Here is a 22,763-nt window from a genome sequence, read left to right on the forward strand (position 1 = left end):
GAGCGCTGTTCTGTTTACGCCTACCTATAGTCCTGCGACTGGGTCAGGCGGCGTCCGCTTGCTGGCGACTCCAAAGCTGTGCATAGCGGCCTTCGCGCTGCAACAGCTCGTCATGAGTGCCTTGCTCCAGGATTTCGCCACGTTCCAGCACGACAATACGGTCCGCTTCGGCAATGGTGCTCAGGCGATGTGCAATCGTCATCACGGTTCGCCCCTCGCCTGCCCGCGCCAATGCGTCCTTGATGTCCTTTTCGGTGTCCGTATCCAGCGCCGAGGTCGCCTCGTCCAACAGCAGGATCGGCGGGTTTTTCAGCAGTGTCCGCGCAATGCCGACCCGTTGCTTTTCGCCACCCGACAGCTTCAGACCCCGTTCGCCAACCTTGGTGTCGTAGCCTTCGGGCAAGGTCACAATAAAATCGTGGATCTGAGCTGCCTTGGCTGCAGCTTCGACATCGGCCTGAGTAGCTCCATCCCGGCCATAGGCAATGTTGTAGCGGATAGTATCGTTGAACAGCACCGTGTCCTGCGGCACAACGCCGATGGCCGCGTGCAGGCTGTCCAAGGTCACATCGCGCACGTCCTGTCCGTCGATCTTCAACGCGCCACCAGTGACATCGTAAAACCTGAACAGCAAGCGGCCAATTGTAGACTTGCCCGAGCCAGTGGCGCCCACGATTGCAACGGTCTGCCCAGCGGGAACCATCAGTGACACGCCTTTGAGGATTTCACGATCCGCATCATAGCCAAAGTGGACATTGTCCAACGTTACCTGGCCACCATCGACCACAAGATCAGGCGCGTCGGGCTTGTCCTGCACCTCGGTCGGTTGCTCCAGCAGGTCGAACATCTGCCCCATATCCACCAGCGATTGGCGAATTTCTCGGTAAACGGTGCCCAAGAAGTTCAGAGGCACAGTGATCTGAATCATGTATGCATTGACCATGACGAAGTCCCCAACGGTCAGCGTTCCTTGCTGTACCCCAAGGGCTGCCAGAACCATCACGCCGATCAGCCCGCATGTGATCAGAAAGGACTGGCCGAAATTCAGGAAGGCCAGTGAATAGGCCGTTTTAAGCGCCGCTCCGGCATAAGCCTTCATCGAGACATCGTACCGTTCAGCTTCGCGCTGTTCCGCGTTGAAATACTTGACGGTTTCGAAGTTCAACAGGCTGTCGATTGCCCGTTGGTTGGCCTCGGTGTCCTGATCATTCATTTCGCGGCGCAGCTTCACACGCCATTCGGTCACCGCAAAGGTGAACCAGATGTAAAGCGCGATCGTGACGGCAACGACAACCAGGTACCAGACGTCGAACAACCACATCAGGATGATCGCGACCAGCACCAGTTCCAGGATCAGCGGGCCGATGGAAAACAGCAAAAAGCGCAGTAGGAATTCCACGCCTTTCACGCCGCGCTCAATGATCCGGCTCAGCCCTCCGGTGCGACGCGTCACGTGGTAACGCATGGAGAGTTGGTGGATATGCTGGAACGTCTCCAACGCCAGCGCACGCAAGGCTCGCTGCCCAACCGGAGCAAAGGCCGCATCACGAAGCTGTTGGAAGCCGACGGTCATCATCCGCGCGACGCCATACGCCACCGTCAGACCAACAGCACCCAACGCTAGCGGCGGAACACCTTCGCCCGCCAGCCCATCGACCGCGCCTTTGTATAGGATCGGGGTATAGACTGCGATCAGCTTGGCCAGAACCAACATGCCCATCGCCAAGACGACGCGACGTTTTACCCAAGGCTCGTCGTCAGGCCACAGATACGGCGCAACCTTGCGGATCGTGCGCCAGCCAGAGCGGCGTTCCTCGGACGTAGGTAAATCGGCTGAGGTCATTGGGGCTGCTCTTCTCATCACGTACCTGATCTGCGGTCAGAGATAGACCCCGGGCCCGGCAAGGGCCAGAGGGAAAAGTTTATTCCGGGATGGTAAAGATCTGCCCCGGGTAAATCAGGTCCGGATCGCGGATCGCGTTGCGATTGGCCTCGAACAGTTTCACGTACAAGATACCGTCGCCGAACCGGTCACGCGAAATGGCCCAAAGCGTGTCGCCTTCCTGCACGGTGACCGCGCGGATTGGGGGCGTATCCGGTTCGCTTTCGGGCTGGTCACCACCTTCTGCGGCACGCAGAACTTCCAGTGGTTCACGCTTGAACGGCGTTTCAAGGCGGCTGACCACTGTGCCATCCGTTGCGATTTCATCCACGCGCAGGGTGTAGATGCCAGGGTCAATCCCTTCCAACTCGCTGCGCCATTTACCATCATCAACCAGCGGCAAATCGGCGACAAGCTGGTTGTCCAGGTACAGCCGCACCGCAGACCCGTCCGGCACCCGACCTGTCAGCTCAACGTCGCCAGCGTCAGAATACCCGATCGTGTCCAACGCCACCTCATCCGAGGTATCGGGTGCAGCTGTTGGAGATTGAACCAGTTCAACCCCGTCTTCACCTGAACGCAAAATAGCAACCTGTTGACTTTCATTGCTTTCTTCAGCGACTTGTTGTGCATTTTCCTGGGGCTGATCCTCTGTTTGATCTGCAGGTGCATCCGCCGTTTCGGCGTCACCGGTTGTCGCTGTTTCATCTGTCGACGCGGGCGTCGACGTGTCTTGCGCCTCTGCAGTTTCATCACTGGCGGCGTCACCTGTTTCCAAGGCCGCTATCTGCTCAATTGCCGGTTCCGGTTCAGGCAAGGCAGCAATCAAATAATCGTCCGAACGGACAGTTTGATCCTCACCCGCAGTTTCCAGTGTTAACCCGCGTGCATCATCTGAGAATGGGATCAACAGAAACTCGGCAAACTGACCGGAGTCGTCGACGGTAAAGCTGTGTACCTGCTCACCATCCAGCAAAACGCGAATGTCCGCACCCGGTTCTGCGTTGCCCGAAAGGACAGTATTTCCGTCGGGTTCAACAAAAATCTGGTCCAGAGTCGGTGGTGCGGCAACCGGCTCGGCTTCGGCCGTGTCCTTCGCTGGTACAGAAGTGCCATCAGACTGATCAATGGTTTCCTGTTCCTGAGCTACCGCGCTCTGATCCTCAGAGGGGGTAGAATTCGCACTGGCTGCTTCCGTGGTCTGGACGGCGGTGTCTTGTTGCGGCACAGCGTCCTGAGGACCAGCACCGAAGATACCGGACAGGTACAACCCACCGGCTCCGACCAGTGCAACGACGCCGGCAATCACCCCCCAGGTGAAAGTTCCGGAACTTTCGCTTCCCGAATTGGAATTCATTCTTTTCCCTTCACTCCGCAGCGCAAGTGCCTTGAGTATAACACATTCTGCCTGACGGTTGAGCCAATCTATCAATCCCGCTATCACGGGTCAAAAGCCCAGATACAAGCCCGGAGAAGCCAACCCATGTCTCAGAAATCTGTCTGTGTGTATTGCGGGTCACGAAATGGCGCGAATCCGGCCTATTCCGAAGCGGCGCAGCACTTCGGAACCCTTTTGGCCGAAGAAGGCTGGCGACTGGTCTACGGTGCCGGAGATGTCGGGCTGATGGGCGAGGTTGCACGTGCCGCGCAATCCGCTGGCGGCGACACGTTCGGTGTCATCCCCGTGCATCTTCTGCAACGTGAAGTCGGTAAAACGGATTTGACCCGTTTCGTGGTCACCGAGACGATGCACGAACGTAAGAAGGTCATGATCATGAACGCCGATGCCGTCATCGTCCTGCCCGGCGGTCCGGGGTCGCTGGACGAGTTGTTCGAGGCGCTTACCTGGCGACAGTTGGGCCTGCACGACAAGCCCATTCTAGTCATGAATGTTGATGGTTATTGGGATACGCTGCACGAGTTGTTGCAACAGGTCATCGGCCAAGGCTTTGCCGACGCGTCTCTGTCAGACTTCATCACATGGGTCGACGAGCCCTACACGGCAATGAAAGTGCTCAGGAAAGTTCTGAGCTAACGCGGTTGGTAAACGGGCGGTCAAAACCGCCCGTTTGGTTTCACCAAATTCAAGTCGCAGGGGCAAGGCGCTGGCGCAACACTTGTTCAACCTTGTGCAGCGGGTGATTGGTCAAGGTCTTATCGACCTCGGCCACCACTTTGCCCAATACTTCGCTGTGCAACCGTCGACGCAGCAGTCCCAGAACATGCGGGCTGGCCACCAGTACCAGACGTTTATAGGCTCCTTTTAACCCCTTACGGTTCAAAAGGTTGGCAACATCCTGCACGAACAAGGTTTTCGCATGGGATTTCCATTTACTCTCTTCCACGGCCGATTTCTGGTTTGGCCCAGTGTCGAAACGACGACCGGCCCGGTCTGTAGGTTTGGCGACTGACCCGTCGCTTTCCTCGACCGATACGACAACCAAATTGGGATCCTCGGCATCTGTGACGTTCTCCATGAACAGCGCCTTTTCCCCATCGGCAATGACAACCCATGTTCCCTGTGCAAGTTCGACCATTGTGTTCTCCTGTTATGGCGGTGAGGCCATTCCTCATGCGTCAGGCACAGCTCACCCGTGACGCGCCAAAGTCATTCAGCGCGTTACCTGACGGTTTTCTTAGTGGTTTGCGGCTCTCTCCCTCCGCATACTTTAGCTAGGTACTGCGGGGCGGCGTACAATAGGTCTCAATTCGAAAGTTGACGTACCGGCAGATTTTCTCTTATGGCGCCGCATTAGGGTAGCACCGATACTGTTGAATGGCTTTTTTCAACTAAATTCAGCTATGCGGTGGATACCGGCATTGGGCTTTCGCGCCGCCGGGTATTGTTCGCGCTTCACGGCCGAAACGGGAAACGCTTGCCGAGCATTTCGATACCTCGCAGAAGACGCGAAGAGAATTTGAGCTACCCACCATCTTTCGGATAAATAAACCCATTCACCGGGTAGGAACTGCCATACTGGCCCGGCCGGGTTTCAACGCGGACCAAGGTCCAATCATTGTGTTTGGATACGTCCGTGACGCCCATTTTCAATGATACCTTGTTTCGATGCCAGTTGGCGTGATTCACGACAATTGTCCGATCCGTGACAATTTTGGACACGACCGCCACATGGCCCAAAGGCATTCCCCGGGTTGCACGAAACGACATAACCGCACCGACAGCTGGTTCATTGCCCCGTTCAAAAGTACTGCGCGCTTTGCCCCACCAATCCTTGGCATTACCGCGAATTTGGATCCCGCTGAGGTTCCTTGCGTAGGGCACACACCACACCCTTTGCCCACGGGCTTGCTTTTGCGCGACCTCGCGTAAAGCCATCGACTGACGTTCCGGATTAAGGTCCGCATCAGTTGACCTCTCGGCGCAAGCAGACAAAAGACTGAATACCCCAATCGCAATCGCGGTTCGGGCTGTACCGGACAGGCGCGGCCAAATCGTATTTGTTTTGCGGACGCTGTTTTCCAAGAGGCTTCAGTGTTGTTTCGAAAACTGACGGGGTTCTACGATGATTTGATCTTTAATGAAAAGAGGCCCGCCAATTTCGCAGCAATTTATTGCCAGCCCCCTGTGCCATATTTGGCTCAGTGGCTGAGGTGGACGCCGTCATTTCACAATTTCTGATAAACGCCGCGCCCGAATAAGAATGCGTCGCTGAATGTTCAGTAGTCAGTCACTGCAAATTGCAAAACGCAGCATCGACACCAAAAACAAGCATCAAAATACAAAAAAGGCCTGCCAGCGTTGACGCCAGCAGGCCCTTTAAAAACCCAAATCGGGATTACGATTACATCCGCGATGCAACGTTTTCCCAGTTTACCAGATTGTCGAGGAAGTTCGACAGGTAAGCTGGACGCTTGTTGCGGAAATCGATGTAGTAGGAGTGCTCCCACACGTCGCAACCCAGCAGCGCCGTCTGACCAAAGCACAGCGGGTTCACGCCGTTCTCGGTCTTGGTCACGGCCAGCGAGCCGTCCGCGTTCTTGACCAGCCACGCCCAACCCGAGCCGAACTGACCGGCACCAGCAGCGCTGAACTGCGACTTGAATTCGTCAACCGAGCCGAAGCTTTCGGTCAGGGCCTTTTCCAGCTCACCGGGCATGGCGTTGCCACCGGGGCCCATCATTTCCCAGAACTGGTTGTGGTTCCACAGCTGGCTGATGTTGTTGAAGATGCCATTCTGGGCGACAGCGTTTGCGTCGTAGGTGCCAACGATGATGTCTTCCAGCGACTTGCCGTCCCACTCGGTGCCGGCGATCAGCTTGTTGCCGTTGTCGACATAGGCCTTGTGGTGCAGGTCGTGGTGATATTCCAGTGTTTCCGCGGACATACCCTTGGCTGCCAGCGCGTCATGTGCATAAGGAAGATCAGGAAGTTCAAAAGCCATATCGGCCCCCTGTTTAAAATGTAAGTTGCGGTTCCCAAGGTTAAATGCTTTGGCAGCCGCCGCAGGTCAAGAGCCGAGACAAGAAAACCCGGAGGCAGGCGATGCTTACACAGGCGCGCAAGATGTTTTACCGCGCCCGCGGATACTATGCGGGCCAGCTGAATGGCGAGCCGTTTCGACTGGACCCTTATCATTCGAAGTTCTGGCGCAAGGCATCGGAAGGTCGATGGGAACCTGAAACCTTCGGAGTGCTTGACCAGTATCTGTCACCGGACAGCGACTATCTGGACATCGGCGCCTGGATTGGACCAACGGTGCTGTACGGAGCCCGCAAGGCACGGCATGTCTGGTGTTTCGAACCGGACCCCACAGCGTATCGGCATCTTGCGTGGAATCTGGATCTCAACGGCATTGACAACGTTTCGGCCTTTGGCGTGGCGCTATCAGATCGGTTCGGAGTAGCCCGCATGGCGTCAGTGAGAGGAGAACCGGGGGATTCCACCAGTTCGCTCTTGCATGACGGCGCGCATGGTAGCGACGCTTTGACCATTGCTTGGAGCCAGTTCGAGGCGGCGAGTGATCTCACCAAAGTCTCCCTGGTCAAAGTGGACATCGAGGGGGCCGAGTTCATGGTTCTGCCAAGTTTGCTGCCATGGTTACAAAAACAACGTCCTGCATTGTATCTGTCGCTGCATTCGCCGCTCCTCGGAGAAGACAAAGCTTTCCATTACACTGAATCTCTTTTGGATAGCCTGTCATTTTATTCAAATGCCATGGATGAAAAGGGGCGGCCTCTCGACCTGCAGGCGTTGCTGCAACCCGACGCTTTAAAGCGCTACCATACAGTTTTGTTATCGCGCTAAATTATTCTTACGTATTCCTAAATCTAGCGCGAAATTCTACTTGTGTTTTCCACCTGAGATTGCTGAAAACAGGTGGCTGGATTTACTGGATTGAGAATAAATGAAACTACGTTTCTTAATGTTTGCCGCTGCTTCAGTTTTTGCTCAGGCGGCTTTGGCTGACGGCACCACCTATCATTGCAAAGTGAAAGGAAGGGATGGTTGGATCGCTCCGGAATACCAATTCCGCATAGATCCTTCCGCGCAAACAGCTCAGGTTGTCAGCGGGTATCACGACTGGATGGATGCCAGCCTGAGCGTCCGTGGCAATGACACCTATCGCGTCATATGGAATGTCACCCTCCAAAGCTCGGAAGGTCAAGATATTCGGATGCGCTACCAAGCCAATCTGGATCCCGCAAAGAACAAAATCAAAGTTCGCGGCAGCTTCGTCAATGTCAGCGCTGCAAACAAACCTTACGGCACAGGCAACTGCGCTATCATAAAATAAAAAAAGCCCCGGTCTTCCCGGGGCTTTTTTGTTCGGAAGTTAGTAGACCCCAACCTCACTGCCCGGCTGCGCCGCAACCTTAAGCAGTTTGAACACATAGTCCGCAGCAGATCGGAAACAGACCACACGGAAAGTCTGATCATCGTCCATCCAGAACGCCCCGGCCACCTGCGCCAGCCGTGAACGGCGGATTTGTCCGGGCTGGAACGCCTCAGCCGATAACTCGACCGGGGCTAGTTTGCCCAGCACCTCACGGGCTTTCATGCCAGAGATTTGGAAAACCGCCCGGGCGTCCGAAACGTTGACGGCCAACGCGTGTGTCCCGCTGAGCGCGTTGGTCATTGCGGCCAGTTTGGCCTCGACATCGGCGTAGGGAACAAGCACCAACAATTCATCGGTGGACATCCAGCAAACGCCGGTCTGACCATCGACCAGGGCCTCACGCTGGCCGGGCATTTTCTTCCCGGTGGCGTCTTTTACCGCTTTGGCTAACACCTTATCGGACAGGTCGCCGCGCAAAGTGATCATGCCCTGCAGGCCGGTTTCTTCGACTGTGGCGATGCCGTCATAGCTGGCGTGATTCAGTGCGCTGATCGGTTCAGACATTCTGCTTCTCCCCGTCCTTGTCGTAGAAGATCGGGTCCACGATCTTAGCTTTGTAGGTTTTGCCATCGGTGCCCGGGAACTCGACAATCTCGCCCATCCGGTCCGGACCATGTTTGATCAGCCCCATGGCGATGCCTTTTCCGAGGTTGGCCGAGTAATATGTCGAGGTCACACGCCCGATCATGTTGCGCTGACCGTTGGCGTTGACGCCCTCGCCGACTGCGTAAGCACCGTCGGGTATGACAGAACCATCCACAGTCTCGAGACCGACCAGTTTCCAGCGGTCCGGATCGGCCATATGGCTGCGTGAATGGGCGCGTTTACCGAGGTAGTCCTCTTTCTTCTTCGAGAGCGCCCAGTGCAGCCCCAGATCCTGCGGGATCACGGTGCCGTCGGTCTCGTCCCCGATCATGATAAAGCCCTTCTCGGCCCGCAGGATGTGCAGACATTCGGTGCCATAAGGCATGACGCCGAACTCTTTGCCTGCGTCCATCAATGCATCCCAGAACGCCTGGCCCTGAGACGCAGGGACAGCAATCTCATAGGACAACTCACCCGAGAACGAGATACGGTAGGCCCGGCAATCGAAATCACCGATCTTACCGTCGCGCCATTCCATAAATGGCAGCGCCTCTTTGCTGACATCCATGCCACCCAACTTTTCCAGCACCTTGCGGGCGTTGGGGCCGACCACGGCGACCTGAGCGTATTGCTCGGTCACGTTGGCAACGTAGACTTTCCAGTCCCACCATTCGGTTTGCAGCCATTCTTCCATATGACCGTGGATGCGTTCCGCTCCGCCGGTGGTTGTGTGGCACAGCCAGGTGTCCTCGTCGATGCGAGCAACAACACCGTCGTCGATTAGGAAACCGTTTTCCGAACACATCAGGCCATAGCGGCATTTGCCGACCTTCAGCGTGGACATCATGTTGGTGTACATCATGTCGAGGAACTTGCCGGCGTCCGGGCCTTTGACGATCAGTTTGCCCAGCGTCGACGCGTCCAGCAGACCAAGGTTTTCGCGGGTATTCTTGACCTCGCGGTTTACTGCGTCATGCACGGATTCACCGGGGCGCACATAGGCGTAGGTCCGGCGCCAGTGGCCGACCGGTTCCCAATCCGCGCCGTTCTTGTCGTGCCAGTCATGCATCGGCGTTTGACGGATCGGTTGGAACACGTCGCCACGCGCTTCGCCGCCAATCGCACCCATCGAAATGGGCGTGTATGGCGGCCGGAACGTCGTGGTGCCCACCTTCGGAATTTCCGATTCCAGTGCATCAGCAAGAATCGCCAGGCCATTGATATTACTTAACTTACCCTGATCTGTCGCCATACCCAGTGTAGTGTATCGTTTAGTATGCTCGACGCTTTCATAGCCCTCGCGCGCGGCCAGTTGCACATCAGAAACTTTGACGTCGTTCTGGAAGTCCAGCCAGGATTTCATGCGTAACTGCACTTCGGCATTGGCGGGCATCAGCCAGACCGCTTGCATAGCTGCCTCTTGCGTGGCCTCACCAGCCGGAGCCTTGGTGTTCTTTGGCTTGAAGCCAGCTGCTTTGGCGGCCGCTTTGCCCGCAGCGTGCGCGTCCGTCAGAACATCGCCCAATGCCAGAGGGCCATTAGACGCTCCAGCAGCCACAACAAATCCCTCGCCGTTCGCCCCCAATGGTGGCCGCGCCGGATCGGGGCGGAAATGCGCTTGTGCCTCGTCCCAAATCAGCTTGCCGCCGCAATGCGACCACATGTGAACAACCGGGGACCAACCACCAGACATGGCAACCGCATCGCACTCAACTTCTTCGCGAGCGCCACCGATGCCTTCCTGATTGCAGATCGCAACCTTCTTGACGCGCTTACCGCCTTTGACTTTGGCAATAGCCTTTCCGGGGTCAACCCGAATGCCTAGCTGTCGCGCCTCTTCCGCCAACGGCCCGGCAGCCGCGCGCGCATCGACCACACGCAGTACATCAACGCCTGCCTGTTTTAGGATAATTGCGGTGCGGTATGCGTCGTCATTGTTGGTCGCAACGATCACTCGCTCGCCCGGGGTTACGCCCCAGTTCACCACATAGTCCCGCATAGCCGCAGCCAGCATGACGCCCGGCACATCATTGCCCGCAAATGACAGCGGGCGTTCGATTGCACCCGTCGCGGTGACAACCTGCTTGGCCCGAATACGCCACAAGCGATGGCGCGGACCTTGTGAGCCCGGCTTGTGGTCATTTAGACGCTCGTAACCCAGAACGTATCCGTGGTCGTAGACACCCGCGCCCATGCAGCGGTTACGCATGGTTACGTTGCTCATTGTTTCCAATTTGGAAACCATTTGTTCCACGAACTTATCCACAGGCTCATCGTTGATGGTCCCACCATCCACCGGCGCGCGCCCACCCCAATGTGCGGTCTGCTCGATCAGCAGAACCTTGGCACCGGACTCAGCTGCTGTCATGGCCGCTTGCAATCCGGCGACCCCGCCGCCGATCACTAGAACGTCGGTGAAGGCGTAGAAGTGTTCGTAAGTGTCTGCGTCGCGGTTGTCCTTGTCGGGCGCTTTACCCAGTCCAGCCGATTGACGAATGATCGGTTCGTAGACGTGTTTCCAGAAAGGCTTGGGATGGATGAATGTCTTGTAGTAGAAACCGGCCGGAAGGAACCGCGCCAACGCGGTGTTCACCGCACCGATGTCGAATTCAAGGTTCGGCCAGTGGTTCTGCGACACCGACGTCAGACCATTGAACAGCTCGGTCGTGGTGGCGCGCTGGTTCGGCTCGAACCGGTTGCCCTGCCCCAGACCGACCAATGCGTTCGGCTCTTCCGCGCCGCTGGCGACGACGCCGCGCGGACGGTGATACTTGAACGACCGGCCCATCATCATCTGATCGTTGGCCAGCAGGGCTGAGGCAAGCGTGTCCCCCTCGTACCCCTGCATTGAGGTGCCGTTGAAGGTGAAGGTGACCTGTTTCGACCGGTCAATCAGCCGGCCTTGTTTTGCGAGACGGGTGCTCATGTTGCGGACCTTTCGCAGGCGGAATTATGGATGGCGGCGCGGATCATTCGTAGTCTCTCCACTTCCAACCAGGGCGCTTTGCAGTGATCGCGTCCTTGATTTCTTGCGGTGGCTCGGTGGTCTGGGCGGAATACGTCCCGAACACCTCGAGCGTTTGCGTGCAGCGTGCGGCGTGGAACCACTTGCCGCAGCCGTTGCTGTGGCGCCAGCGTTCGAAATGAACGCCTCTGGGGTTTTCCCGCATGAACAGGTAGTCGTGAAATTCGTTATCCGACGAACCGGGACCAAAGCGCTTCAGATGCGCCTCGCCACCTGCGGCCAGTTCGGTTTCTTCGGCGTCCACGCCGCAGTAAGGGCAATTCAGGATCAACATGTGATCATCCTTTTGGCGGTCGGTCGGCAGTTTGGCCAACCAGAATTCGAAACAATAGCACTCATGGGTCCGACCCTCAGTGCGCCACGCCTGCAGCGACGCTTTCGTCGATGAAGCGGCCCTCTTTGAAACGGTCCAGTGTGAAGGCTTCGGTCAACGGTGAATGACCAGTTGCCATCAGCTGTGCCATGCCCCAGCCCGAGCCCGGAATAGCCTTGAAACCACCGGTGCCCCAACCGCAGTTGATAAAGCAGCCGCCCAACGGCGTTTTTGACAGGATCGGAGACCGGTCGCCGGTCATATCCACAATACCGCCCCACTGACGCAGCATCTTCAGACGCGAGATCATCGGGAAGGTCTCGACCAGCGCGCGGACAGTTTCTTCGATATGGTGGAACGAACCGCGCTGGGTGTAGTTGTTGAACCCGTCAGTACCGCCGCCGATCACCATCTCGCCCTTGTCGGATTGCGACATGTAGCCGTGCACGGTGTTGGCCATCACGACCACATCCATGCAAGGTTTGATCGGCTCGGAGACCAGCGCCTGCAGCGCAATCGCCTCAAGCGGCAGGCGGAAGCCCGCCATCTCGGCCAACTGACCAGAGTGACCAGCCACGACGATGCCCAGCTTGTCACAGTCGATAGAGCCCTTGGTGGTGTCGACACCGACGACGCGACCATTGTCAGAGCGGACACCGGTGACTTCGCACTGCTGGATGATGTCCATGCCCATCGCGGAACAGGCGCGGGCATAGCCCCACGCCACGGCGTCGTGACGCGCGGTACCACCGCGTTCCTGCCACAATGCGCCCAAAACCGGATAGCGCGGGCCGTCGATGTTGATGATCGGCACCAGTTCCTTGACGCGTTCGGGTGTGATCCACTCGGTCTGAACCCCTTGCAACGCATTCGCGTGCGCCGTGCGCTGATAGCCGCGAATTTCATGCTGAGTCTGGGCCAACATCATAACGCCACGAGGGCTGAACATGATGTTATAGTTCAGGTCCTGGCTCAGGTCTTCGTAGAGGCCGCGCGCTTTCTCATAGATAGCTGCCGAAGGATCCTGAAGATAATTCGAGCGGATGATGGTTGTGTTCCGGCCGGTATTGCCGCCGCCCAGCCAGCCTTTTTCGATCACGGCGACATTCTGGATGCCGTAGTTCTTACCAAGATAGTAGGCTGTGGCCAGACCATGACCGCCAGCACCGACGATGATCACGTCGTATTTTTTCTTGGGTTCGGGCGAACGCCAGGCGCGTTCCCATCCGGTGTGATAGCGCAGCGCTTCGCGCGCCACAGCAAAGGCTGAATAGTGTTTCATAGGCGAATCCATCCGGTTCGGTGATTGGGCGAAGATATGCCGCGTAACGGCAACCTGCCCCTGCCGTTCAACGCCGTAATATCGCACTATTGCGACATAGGCCCCATTATTGCGACATGAAGGCGACCAGCGGCCATTTGTCCCTTTTGTCGGCCCGCCGAGAGGTCTAAGTCAGGGCAGCCAAATCGGAGAAGCCATGTCGTTCTGGGTCCTGATCATCCTAACCGCTGCCGTAACTGCAGTGGTCTTGGGCTATTCCATCCTGCGAACGCGCGACACACGCGAACCCGCAGCGGCTTATGACCTGCGTGTGTATCGCGAGCAACTGGCGGGCGTAGACAAGGATCTGGCCCGAGGTGTCATTGGCGAAGCCGATGCGGAACGAGTGCGTACAGAAATCTCGCGTCGAATTCTTGCGGCAGACGCCCAGATGCAGGCACAGGCCAGCCGACCGGGACCACCACAATGGGCCTCTGCCACGGCAATCGCTGCCGTGGGGCTTGTTCTTGTTGGCGGCGCCGCCTGGATGTACGACCGGATGGGTGCGGCTGGACTGCCGGATCAACCTCTGTCGCTGCGCATAGAGCGGGCAGAAACCTTGCGCGCCGAACGCCCCAGCCAGGCCGAATTCGAAGCCACCACCGCGCCAGCTCCCCTGCCTCAGCTGGAAGAGAGCTACGCGGCACTTTTGGAACAACTGCGTGAAACCGTCGAGGCGCGTCCCGACGACCTGCAAGGCCATATTCTGCTGGCGCAGCACGAGGCGAACGCAGGCAATTTTCCTGCCGCATACAAGGCGCAGCAGCGGGTGATCGAACTGTCCGGCGACGAAGTCCCTGCAGACGCTTATTCGCATCTTGCCGAAATGATGATCCTGTCGGCGGGTGGATATGTGTCACCCGAAGCCGAAACCGCATTGCGCGAAGCATTAAAACGCGATCCACGCCATGGCCCGGCACTGTACTACCTGGGCCAGATGATGGTGCAAGTCGGGCGTCCCGACATCGGTTATCGCATCTGGACAGACGCGTTGCGTAATGCGCCAGCCGGAGCTCCGTGGGTCGACGCAATTCTCACGCAACTGGATGAACTGGCGTTTCGCGCTGGCGTGTTCAACGCGCCCGAGATGTCAGCTCCTGCTGGGCCTGGCCCAAGTCAGGACGACATCGAGGCTGCCGAGGCGCTTACCCCGGAAGAAAGGCAAGAGATGATCCGCGGCATGGTCAACCAGCTTTCGGACCGGCTGGCCACCGAAGGGGGCGCGCCCGAGGATTGGGCCCGTCTGATCGCCGCTTTGGGCGTTCTGGGCGAAGGACAGCGCGCCATCGACATCAGAAACGAAGCCATGGCAGTCTTTGCCGACAATGCCGATGCCCTTGCAATCATCGACGCCGCCGCGCTTCAGGCAGGTATCGCACAATGATCCATGACGAATTCGAAGACTTCGCCGCCGCATTGCCGCCCATGACGGCGCTTATCGGATTAGATTTGGGTGAAAAAACGATCGGTGTCGCCGTGTCCGACCGGATGCGCGGTGTGGCAACTCCCCTCGAGACGGTACGGCGCAAGAAATTCACGCTGGATTCTGCCCGACTTCTGGAAATCATCGCGGACCGCGAGATCAGCGGCGTCGTACTCGGCCTGCCCAGAAACATGGACGGAACCGAAGGTCCCCGCTGTCAATCGACCCGTGCATTTGCCCGAAACCTGTCGCGCCTGACCGAGGTTTCCATAGGCTTTTGGGACGAACGGCTTAGCACTGTTGCGGCGGAAAAGGCACTGCTTGAGGCGGATACGACACGAAAACGTCGCGGACAGGTTATCGATCACGTCGCAGCCGGCTATATTCTGCAAGGAGCGCTGGATAGGCTGCGCTTTCTGTGAGGGAAACGGGGTACACCGATGACAAACATGGTCTGGAAAAGGAACGAGGTCGAAAGCCCTTGCATCCAGATATGCGTCGTGCACCCGACCGAACGCATCTGTACCGGCTGTTATCGCACCATTGATGAGATCACGCGCTGGTCGAAAATGGACAGCGACGAGCGGGCTGAAATCATGGAAGACTTGCCCACACGCAAGCCACGCCTTGCCAAACGGCGCGGCGGACGTGCAGCGCGCATGAATAAATCCTGATGTTCATTTGTGATTTTTAAGCTGAATTCGCGCCGCTGCGGGTTGGTCTGAACTCCGAGGGGGGATCAAGTTCGAAGACATGCGTAAGTGAGTGGCAACCCACAGCGGCGCTCTTCAGCATAAATGATCTCCCGATGTGGTCAGGCGGAAGAACAATACATGTGTAAGCTTTTTTTGACCGGCCGATCAAGAAAAAATAAACAGCCGGCAAATTTACCTGACGTAATGGTAAAGCCAGATTAAATTTGCCGCCTTGATCATGGTCGCGTTATCCGGCTGCAAGCCAGGATTTTGCGTTTTCAAATTCCTCTGAAGGAAAGAACTGTGTGCGTGCACCCAGAACGTGACTAGCGACACGCTGTGCCATGTGCTGCCAGGATTTGTCCCCGACGATGGCCGCGCGATCCAGCAGTCCCACATGTCCTCGGGCCAGACGAAAATGTGCGGCCAATGCCGTCAGTCCCTGCCAACCGTCGAACTCGCGTAGGTCGATCAACAGGCGGAATCCGTTTTTTGAACTCAATAAGGAATCCAGATCCCGTTCTGCCTGCTGGTATTCTTCGGGGTCCAGCTTGCCCATCAAGCTGATCTGCACCGAGGGTCCGCCCAAATCGGTGACATGGATGGCTCCCAAGGATTCGCGCATCCAACGGCGCGCGACTTCAAGCTCTGCCAATTCGAACACGTGAACAGGACAAGGCAGGATAGGCGCCGCCAAACGAATGCTCGTCTGCACCCAGCCCTGATCGGCTGCAACAGCGATACGGTCAAAACCGCGCCAGTGGCTGAGCCCCAGCTTGGTATCGGACCAAGCGGCCCCAAGATCATAGCCTTTGAACTCTGGCTGCACGATCGCCAACAGGCGCACCGCATCATGAGCCTCAAGCGCCGCTTCTATCGCAGGGACCAATGTCTCGCTGTAGTCCTTGCTCGTCACTTCGCCGGACAGCTCGACCTCGATCTGGGCCCCATCAGAATCCGTGTGAACCGTAATCATCGAAAATCTCCAAACCTGAATAATGGCAACAGGTTAGGGGGATTCGATCCACTCGGCTACTCCCCCGGCGAATTCGGGGCGAAAATAGGCGATCATCCGTCCATCCGGGCCAGCGGTCGCACCCTCGGCCCAAGGCGCGACGCCGTGCAGGCAGTGGCGATGCAGCAGATAGGATTCGCCCGGTTTTGCTGGCAGCTCGATCCGGGGGCAGGTCTCAAACACCTCGCGACGGGCCGCCTGATATATGTCGGTTACGTCGATCTGGTGAAGGCTGTCCTTGGGTAGGCCTTTCATCGCTTGTGCGAATGCAGCGCCCAGTATCTGGTGGCTGCCCTCCCACAGAACCATCGGCGCGGCATCCGCGCTGGCCTCGGTCAGAGGGATGCCAAGAATCCACGCGTGCGGTTCATCCACCCGGCGTCGACGATCCGGCCCCATGGGGCGCAATCCGTCGACATGCGCCGCATCACGGCTTCGCCGGTATCTGGTGGCCGCTTCACCCTCGCCGCGACGTGGGCGGGGGTAACCGGGGTAAACGACCGAGACCTGCCCTTTGTGCAGAGGCAACCGCCCATAATGTTCAGAGATAAAGTCCATAGCCTGACCCGACAAAACATCCGATCGCGCCACCCTGCCCTCTGGATCATTGTCCAGTGCGTCCACGCCGATGAACCACGTGCCTTCGCAATCCAACCATTCCGCAAAGGTCGGATCTGTGACCGAGGCACTGGCTTGCGGCAAAGCATGTTCCACCCATTGGGCCAGCGTCGGGTCGTACGGAAACCTGATCCAACCTTTGTCCCAAAAAACGCTCACAGCCCCAGCGCCTTACGCAGCATATTCAAGGCAACCAGCGTTAGGAAAACCGCGAACACACGCTTCAACGGCTTGGGATCCATCGCATGCGCCAGCTTTACGCCCCAGGGCGCAGTGATCATTGTCATGGCTACAACAATTGCAAAAGCGATCAGATTGACCGCGCCGATTGTGTACGGAGGGCGGTGTTCAGGCGCGATGTCCAGGAACAGAAAACCCAAAACCGAAGGCACCGCGATGATCACACCAAAACCTGCGGCCGTTGCAACCGCCCTGTGAATAGGCGTGTTGAACAGGCTCATCAGCGGCACGCCAAAGCTGCCGCCACCAATGCCCATTAGTACTGACAGAAATCCGACCGAGGGCGACAAAAGCACCAGCTTCACGCCTTTTGGCATCGCGTCGCCAAGCCGCCATTCTGATTTGCCCAAACCCAGATATGCGCCAATGACCATACCCAACACGCCGAACAACGCTTGCAACGCTTCGGTTCGCAGTGCCGAAGCGACCAGCACGCCGACAATGGCCCCCACTGCAATTCCCGGCCCCCAGCTGCGCAGGATATCCCAGTCCACCGCGCCTTTCTTGTTATGCGCCAGGACGGATCGTAGTGATGTGACGATGATGGTAGCCAAAGACGTCGCCAGACACAGCTGCATCAACTGAGGGCCGCCATATCCAAGTGTTTGGAACGCATAGAAAAACGCGGGCACCAAAACGATACCGCCGCCAACACCCAGCAAGCCAGCCAAGACACCGGCCAGCGCCCCGATTACAAGCAAAAGGCCCAGCATCTGGGCCAGCAACATCGTCTCGGGCATCATCCCCCCAAACCGGCCATTTGGCCGTATTCCGTTCTCTTCAAACCTCTGCCAAAGGCGCGATACTGTCCAGAGCTCGCAGCATCACTTCGGAGCCGGCCCCCTCGTGAACCGCCCCCTCGGACAGAGCCCGCCGCCAGGCGCGCGCACCGGGGCGACCGGCGAAAAGACCCAGCATATGACGCGTGATCTGGTGCAGACGCCCACCACCGGCAAGGTGATTTTCGACATAGGGCACCATTTTGTGAACGACATCAACCGGATCAGCCACCCGTCCACCACCGAAAATCAGGGCATCGGCCTCGGCCAGAATATCGGTGGGCTGATGATATGCGGCGCGGCCAATCATGACCCCGTCCAGCCCGGCATCCAATTGCGCCTTCGCCTGTTTCAGAGACGTAATCCCACCGTTGATCGAGATATGCAGGTCCGGGAACGCCCCCTTCATCCGATGCACAAGATCATAGTCCAAGGGCGGGATATCCCTGTTTTCCTTGGGGCTTAGCCCCTGCAGCCAAGCCTTGCGCGCGTGGATTGTTACACGTCGGCATCCGGCAGCATGAATGGCCTGCAGAAACTCGGGCAGGACCTGTTCGGGATTCTGATCATCGACCCCAATACGGCATTTGACCGTAACCTCTACATCAACGACATCGCGCATCGCGGTAACGCAATCCGCAACGCGGACGGGGTCTTTCATCAACACGGCCCCGAAAGTGCCCGATTGGACCCGATCCGAGGGGCAACCACAATTCAGATTGATCTCATCATACCCAACTTGTGCACCCAGCCGGGCTGCTTGCGACAATTCCTCTGGGTCTGAACCGCCCAATTGAAGGGCGACGGGGTGTTCTTGCGGACTGTAATCCAACAGATGCAACGCGCCACCGCGCACCAACGCCGGGGCAGTTACCATTTCGGTGTACAGAAGCGCGTTCTGGCTCAACAGCCTGTGCAGAAACCGACAATGCCGGTCTGTCCAGTCCATCATGGGTGCCACGGAAAGGCGCGCTGCTTTTTGTACGGTACTTTTCAATTCGTAACCTCAACGCTCCCCAAAACCATGCAGCACGATGTTCCGGACTTTCCGGTATATCGCCGGGGTTTTGGCGGTTTTTTGTTTCAGAGTTGCTTTCGTGTAGCACAACTGAAACGGTAGGACACTGCCCCTTCCAAGGGCCCAAGCCGCGTCAGCCGCCACCCTCTCTGAATGGCTGAATTTAAAAGAGAAATCGGTGATAGACCCCCGCTAACATTTTGTCGGGGCGATCAGGTTTCCTCGTCGCCGCAACAAATTGGAATCATCTGTGAAAGCGAATCCTTTAGGCAGAACGCGCGCCAATAGTTCGGGTCATGTTCTGGCCAACACGTCCTTGCGGTTCTGCGCCCCGCGCATGACCGCCATAGTTGCCTCGACCCCGGCCAAGGCAGCCACAAGGATCAGCAGCGCAAAACCACCCAATTCCACGATCATCCAACCGGCAATCAGCGGGAAGCCGAAGATCCCGATGAAGTACGAAAGCGCGAAGAACTGAAGAGTCTGGGGTAGAAGCTCCTGATCGGCATCATTGGCTGTCATTGCTGCCAGGATCGGATAACTCACTCCGTAACCAATACCGAACAAGAATGCGACGACCAAGTACATCGGAGCATTGCCGCCAATCCCCATGAACAGCACCACGGACCCGAACATCACGTATTGCAGGACCGCAATAGTCATATATGGATTGCCGCCGCCTTTGAACCGCGCCAGCACAACCCGAAACAAGACTACTGTGATTGTGTAGACCAGAAAGTAGTCGGCGTAATCCAATCCTCGCTCATCCGCGAAAACGGTCTGGAAGTTGTTCATCCCGGCAAAGACAGACGCACCGAGACAGACCATGATCACAGGCAACCGCGCGCGCGAACGCATGATTGCGGCGACACTGGCCCGCGACAGGGATGAACGCACTTCAGGGCCGTTGGGTTCGGACAGCATGCGAATGGGCTTGATAAGGGCAAAAAAGACAACCCCAGCCAAAGCGCACAGCGCAGCGGTAACGAAGAATGCAAAATTCACCGACAAGCCGGAATTTTCCATCATAGACGCCATCACCGGTGACAGACCGAACCCCGCCATCAAAGCCACCGACAGAATAGCGAAATAGCGCACCCGTTCGGCGGTCGTTACGAGGCCCGTCAGAACGATAGGGGACAGCGCGTACGTCAGCCCCCAACCAAACCCGATCGCGACGCTGGCGAAAATCAGAAGCACCCCGACGCCATCAGCGAGGCCATAGGCGGTCAGCGCGGCTGCAATAGACAGACAAGCTGTACCCAGTGTGCGTACGCGCCCGAACCTATCCGACAAATGCCCGGCAAAGTATACAGTAACCAACGTTGCGATGGTGGTGACGAATAGCATTAAGCCCACCATTTTCTCGTTGGCGCCAAAGGTCTCGAACAGGCGCGGCAACATGAAAGTAAGCCCATATGCGCCCGCTTGCAGAAAGCTGGCGGTATAGAACATAGTGAACATGGTCAGACGATTCATACAACGCCCTCCTGTTCAACGAAATTGGCACGCTCATGCGCAATCAGGTCCGAGAGTTTGTTGCGTTGTTGACCACTTTCGTCGAAGTTGTCCGACGCCAACCACGCTTGGAAACCGCGCTCGACTGGTGGCCATTCACTATCCAAAAGTGCATACCAAGCGGTGTCCCTGTTGCGTCCTTTGTATGTGATCGCCTGTTGGAACACGCCTTCGAAACTAAAACCGAAACGCTCTGCCGCTGCACGCGAAGGCGCGTTTAGTGCGTCGCATTTCCATTCCAGTCGGCGATAGCCCAGTTCGGTCATGGCGCGCCGCATCATCAGATAGATCGCCTCGGTCGCAACCCTTGTGCGCTGCAAACTGGGTGCGAATGTGATGCCGCCGATCTCCATCACGCCATGTTCCGGTTGAATGCGCATAAAGCTTGCAATTCCTGACGCCGTACCGGTTTCCTGATTGACCACGGCGAAATAGGGTTGAGCGTGAACACTGCTGGCACCGTCGGTCCAGGTCCTCAGACTCGAGATCGTGTTGAACGGTCCAATGAAGTTGTAGGTCCAGATTTTGCCCACGCGATCCTTGCCGAACGCCTCGAAAAGGTCATTCGTATGTGTCAACGGATCCAGCGAGCTCAGACGCGCGTAACGACCGGCCATTTCATTGTGCCCAGGGTGCTGGACTCCTGACCAATTCGGTAAAGCCATCCCAATCAATTGGCCGTGTTCGTTTTTGCGCACTGACATGGCAGCGTCCTTTCCGGTATTTTCAGTGACCGGATTGTCATGGTTTTGGATGCTTATTAATGTCCAAAAATGAAAAAAATTAGCATACCAATATGAAGCACACACCTTGGCTTGCCTTTTCCATCGACCGATCCGCGAAGACGCCTGTTTTTGAGCAGATCTGCGCGGCCATCCGAGCGCGTACCATTTCCGGAGATTTGGCCGAGGGAACAAAGCTGCCGCCAACACGCGTGTTTGCCACTGAACTTGGCGTTTCACGCTCGACCGTCGTGACCGCCTATGAACAGCTTGTGGCAGAAGGATATCTGAATAGTTTGCAAGGGTCTGGCTACACAGTCTGCGCCTTGGGCGAAGTTGAGTTGACGAAGCATGTTGCTCGAAAACAGCCCAAATCCGTCGAAGAACAGCTAAAAACTCCGATGCCTTTCGAAGCCAGTCACCCGGACATGCGGTTGTTCCCGCACCGGCAGTGGGCCAAGACGGTTGCCCGCGTGTGCCGAACGAACCCCGAGACCATGTTGTCTGGAAGCTCAGTCTTTGGAAACGGTGATCTGCGCGAAGCTATCGCGGAACATGTTTCGGAATGGCGTGGGATTGATGCCGCGGCGCACCACATCATAGTGACCGCAGGCTCAATTGATGCAATCGAGATCTGTTTGCGCAGTTTGGTCGGTAAAGGCGAGGCTGTCGGCCTAGAAAATCCCGGCTATTTGCCGGTGCGCCGTCTTGCCAATGCCCAAGGCCTTGGGACGACCTTCTTGGACGTGGACGAAAACGGTGCCCGGTTACCTGACCGGCACGCGACGCCAAAACTTGCTGTACTGACACCTTCGCATCAATACCCGCTTGGCGGCGCTATGTCGCCAAGTCGCCGTTTGGATTTCCTGGCATGGGCTGAAAGGAACCACGCTTGGATTATCGAAGACGACTACGACAGTGAATTCCGGTATGCTGGGCGGCCGATCCCTGCAATGGCCGGTTTTGACCAGCTGAACAGGGCAATTTATATCGGCAGCTTTTCCAAGATATTCTCTAATTCCCTGCGGTTAGGATATATCGTGGCCCCCGATGCCCTGCTTGATCGAATCCGGACAACGTTGAACCGTTTCGGGTCAAAAGCGAGCTATATGCCGCAACAGGCACTGGCTGAGTTCATGAAGTCCGGAGAGTTTTACCGACACTTGCGCCGCATGCGCCGGATTTACGATGAACGACGGAAATTTCTTCTGGAGAAACTCAAACGAGACTTCATGGAATTTGGGCATTTCATCAACCACCATGCGGGTATGCAGATTGTGTTTCACCTAAACAGTGATTTCGAAGATACAAAGATCGCCATGGCTGCATCGGAGATGGGCATTGCAGTACGGCCGCTTTCGCGGCTCTCAGTCGGGAATTCAGGTCGCAATGGCTTAATTTTGGGCTTTTGCGGGTGTTCCGAAGAAGAAATGGAGCCGGCTCTGATGAAGTTGAGAACCTGCTTCGTGAGGTGACTGGCGTATCCGCGACCGGGCATCGCTTTGGTTTTCAAGTCAATGGCTTCGACAAAGCCATCGTTTGTGCAATTCCATTCAGAAGCTTGTGCCTGCTCCGTTGGATTTCTCGCCGTATATGCAAGGGAACCCAGGCAATCCCAGGCATCACCACGAAACGCGGGCAGCGTATCTTCATTTCTAAAAGAGACTAGCTCATCGGCGACAGGCTCCATAGATGAGCAGCACAAAAAGAAAGGGCAGGTCTTTCGACCTGCCCAGCGCGATAGCACCGAT

Annotated in this window: 22 protein-coding genes; 7 read left to right on the forward strand and 15 right to left on the reverse strand. The window is 57.0% G+C overall.

The features are described from left to right. Positions 1 to 43: 43 nt before the first annotated feature. Together GOW92_RS21520 and GOW92_RS21525 are read right to left on the reverse strand one after the other, a co-directional pair. On the reverse strand, positions 44 to 1,843 hold the full coding sequence (locus GOW92_RS21520; protein ID WP_170564748.1) for an ABCB family ABC transporter ATP-binding protein/permease: 1,800 nt from the start codon (positions 1,841 to 1,843) through the stop codon (positions 44 to 46). A gap of 79 nt (positions 1,844 to 1,922) precedes the next feature. After that, complete coding sequence (locus GOW92_RS21525) at positions 1,923 to 3,239, reverse strand: LysM peptidoglycan-binding domain-containing protein (RefSeq protein WP_170564751.1); 1,317 nt, start codon at positions 3,237 to 3,239, stop codon at positions 1,923 to 1,925. Between the two features lie 126 nt (positions 3,240 to 3,365). On the opposite strand from GOW92_RS21525, the gene GOW92_RS21530 reads away from it, so the two are divergent. Then, positions 3,366 to 3,917, forward strand: coding sequence for a TIGR00730 family Rossman fold protein (locus GOW92_RS21530; RefSeq protein ID WP_170564755.1), 552 nt, complete (start codon positions 3,366 to 3,368; stop codon positions 3,915 to 3,917). Between the two features lie 49 nt (positions 3,918 to 3,966). Here GOW92_RS21530 and GOW92_RS21535 read toward each other — a convergent pair whose 3' ends face one another. The 3 genes from GOW92_RS21535 to GOW92_RS21545 form a co-directional block, all read right to left on the reverse strand. Then, positions 3,967 to 4,419, reverse strand: a complete 453-nt coding sequence (locus tag GOW92_RS21535; RefSeq protein WP_170564758.1) for a baeRF12 domain-containing protein — start codon at positions 4,417 to 4,419, stop codon at positions 3,967 to 3,969. A 386-nt stretch (positions 4,420 to 4,805) separates the two neighbouring features. After that, positions 4,806 to 5,219 carry a CHAP domain-containing protein gene (locus tag GOW92_RS21540; protein WP_170564761.1) on the reverse strand — a complete coding sequence of 138 codons (414 nt, stop codon included), beginning with the start codon at positions 5,217 to 5,219 and terminating at the stop codon, positions 4,806 to 4,808. Between the two features lie 466 nt (positions 5,220 to 5,685). After that, positions 5,686 to 6,285: a superoxide dismutase gene (locus GOW92_RS21545; protein WP_170564764.1), complete on the reverse strand. Its 600-nt coding sequence runs from the start codon at positions 6,283 to 6,285 to the stop codon at positions 5,686 to 5,688. A 101-nt stretch (positions 6,286 to 6,386) separates the two neighbouring features. Here GOW92_RS21545 and GOW92_RS21550 point away from each other — a divergent pair, with 101 nt between their 5' ends. Then, positions 6,387 to 7,148 (forward strand): FkbM family methyltransferase, encoded by a 762-nt coding sequence (locus GOW92_RS21550; RefSeq protein WP_170564767.1) that lies wholly within the window; start codon positions 6,387 to 6,389, stop codon positions 7,146 to 7,148. Between the two features lie 100 nt (positions 7,149 to 7,248). Further along, positions 7,249 to 7,638, forward strand: a complete 390-nt coding sequence (locus GOW92_RS21555) for a hypothetical protein (protein ID WP_170564770.1) — start codon at positions 7,249 to 7,251, stop codon at positions 7,636 to 7,638. Positions 7,639 to 7,677: 39 nt separating this feature from the next. Here GOW92_RS21555 and GOW92_RS21560 read toward each other — a convergent pair whose 3' ends face one another. From GOW92_RS21560 to GOW92_RS21575, 4 genes are all read right to left on the reverse strand, one after another. Further along, positions 7,678 to 8,244, reverse strand: a complete 567-nt coding sequence (locus tag GOW92_RS21560; RefSeq protein WP_170564774.1) for a sarcosine oxidase subunit gamma — start codon at positions 8,242 to 8,244, stop codon at positions 7,678 to 7,680. After that, positions 8,237 to 11,251, reverse strand: a complete 3,015-nt coding sequence (locus tag GOW92_RS21565; RefSeq protein WP_170564777.1) for a sarcosine oxidase subunit alpha family protein — start codon at positions 11,249 to 11,251, stop codon at positions 8,237 to 8,239. The genes GOW92_RS21560 and GOW92_RS21565 overlap by 8 nt, the downstream gene beginning before the upstream one ends. 43 nt (positions 11,252 to 11,294) lie before the next feature. Further along, positions 11,295 to 11,624, reverse strand: a complete 330-nt coding sequence (locus GOW92_RS21570; protein WP_170564780.1) for a sarcosine oxidase subunit delta — start codon at positions 11,622 to 11,624, stop codon at positions 11,295 to 11,297. A 76-nt stretch (positions 11,625 to 11,700) separates the two neighbouring features. After that, positions 11,701 to 12,945 carry a sarcosine oxidase subunit beta family protein gene (locus GOW92_RS21575; protein ID WP_170564783.1) on the reverse strand — a complete coding sequence of 415 codons (1,245 nt, stop codon included), beginning with the start codon at positions 12,943 to 12,945 and terminating at the stop codon, positions 11,701 to 11,703. 196 nt (positions 12,946 to 13,141) lie between these two features. Here GOW92_RS21575 and ccmI point away from each other — a divergent pair, with 196 nt between their 5' ends. From ccmI to GOW92_RS21590, 3 genes are read left to right on the forward strand one after another with little or no spacing between them, the layout of a single operon-like run. After that, positions 13,142 to 14,368 carry a c-type cytochrome biogenesis protein CcmI gene (gene ccmI, locus GOW92_RS21580; protein WP_170564786.1) on the forward strand — a complete coding sequence of 409 codons (1,227 nt, stop codon included), beginning with the start codon at positions 13,142 to 13,144 and terminating at the stop codon, positions 14,366 to 14,368. Beyond that, on the forward strand, positions 14,365 to 14,829 hold the full coding sequence (gene ruvX, locus GOW92_RS21585) for a Holliday junction resolvase RuvX (protein WP_170414538.1): 465 nt from the start codon (positions 14,365 to 14,367) through the stop codon (positions 14,827 to 14,829). Before ccmI ends, ruvX begins: the two co-directional genes overlap by 4 nt. An 18-nt stretch (positions 14,830 to 14,847) precedes the next feature. Next, a complete protein-coding gene (locus GOW92_RS21590; protein WP_170564789.1) occupies positions 14,848 to 15,081 on the forward strand; it encodes a DUF1289 domain-containing protein in 234 nt (77 codons plus the stop codon). 268 nt (positions 15,082 to 15,349) lie between these two features. On the opposite strand, the gene GOW92_RS21595 is transcribed toward GOW92_RS21590, so the two are convergent. The 6 genes from GOW92_RS21595 to GOW92_RS21620 form a co-directional block, all read right to left on the reverse strand. Then, positions 15,350 to 16,078 (reverse strand): STAS/SEC14 domain-containing protein, encoded by a 729-nt coding sequence (locus tag GOW92_RS21595; protein WP_170564792.1) that lies wholly within the window; start codon positions 16,076 to 16,078, stop codon positions 15,350 to 15,352. 33 nt (positions 16,079 to 16,111) lie between these two features. Then, complete coding sequence (locus tag GOW92_RS21600; protein WP_170564795.1) at positions 16,112 to 16,894, reverse strand: hypothetical protein; 783 nt, start codon at positions 16,892 to 16,894, stop codon at positions 16,112 to 16,114. Next, positions 16,891 to 17,715 carry a sulfite exporter TauE/SafE family protein gene (locus tag GOW92_RS21605; RefSeq protein ID WP_170564798.1) on the reverse strand — a complete coding sequence of 275 codons (825 nt, stop codon included), beginning with the start codon at positions 17,713 to 17,715 and terminating at the stop codon, positions 16,891 to 16,893. Before GOW92_RS21605 ends, GOW92_RS21600 begins: the two co-directional genes overlap by 4 nt. A 40-nt stretch (positions 17,716 to 17,755) precedes the next feature. Then, positions 17,756 to 18,751 (reverse strand): tRNA dihydrouridine(20/20a) synthase DusA, encoded by a 996-nt coding sequence (dusA, locus tag GOW92_RS21610; protein ID WP_170564801.1) that lies wholly within the window; start codon positions 18,749 to 18,751, stop codon positions 17,756 to 17,758. A gap of 315 nt (positions 18,752 to 19,066) precedes the next feature. Next, a complete protein-coding gene (locus tag GOW92_RS21615) occupies positions 19,067 to 20,251 on the reverse strand; it encodes an MFS transporter (RefSeq protein WP_170564804.1) in 1,185 nt (394 codons plus the stop codon). Further along, entirely contained in the window at positions 20,248 to 20,994 is a 747-nt protein-coding gene (locus tag GOW92_RS21620) for a GNAT family N-acetyltransferase (RefSeq protein WP_170564808.1), read from the reverse strand. Before GOW92_RS21620 ends, GOW92_RS21615 begins: the two co-directional genes overlap by 4 nt. Before the next feature lie 92 nt (positions 20,995 to 21,086). On the opposite strand from GOW92_RS21620, the gene GOW92_RS21625 reads away from it, so the two are divergent. After that, positions 21,087 to 22,487 (forward strand): PLP-dependent aminotransferase family protein, encoded by a 1,401-nt coding sequence (locus tag GOW92_RS21625; protein WP_170564811.1) that lies wholly within the window; start codon positions 21,087 to 21,089, stop codon positions 22,485 to 22,487. The last annotated feature ends 276 nt before the right edge of the window (positions 22,488 to 22,763 follow it).

This window comes from Ruegeria atlantica (assembly GCF_013032505.1).
GTDB classification, from domain to species: Bacteria; Pseudomonadota; Alphaproteobacteria; order Rhodobacterales; family Rhodobacteraceae; genus Ruegeria; species Ruegeria atlantica_F.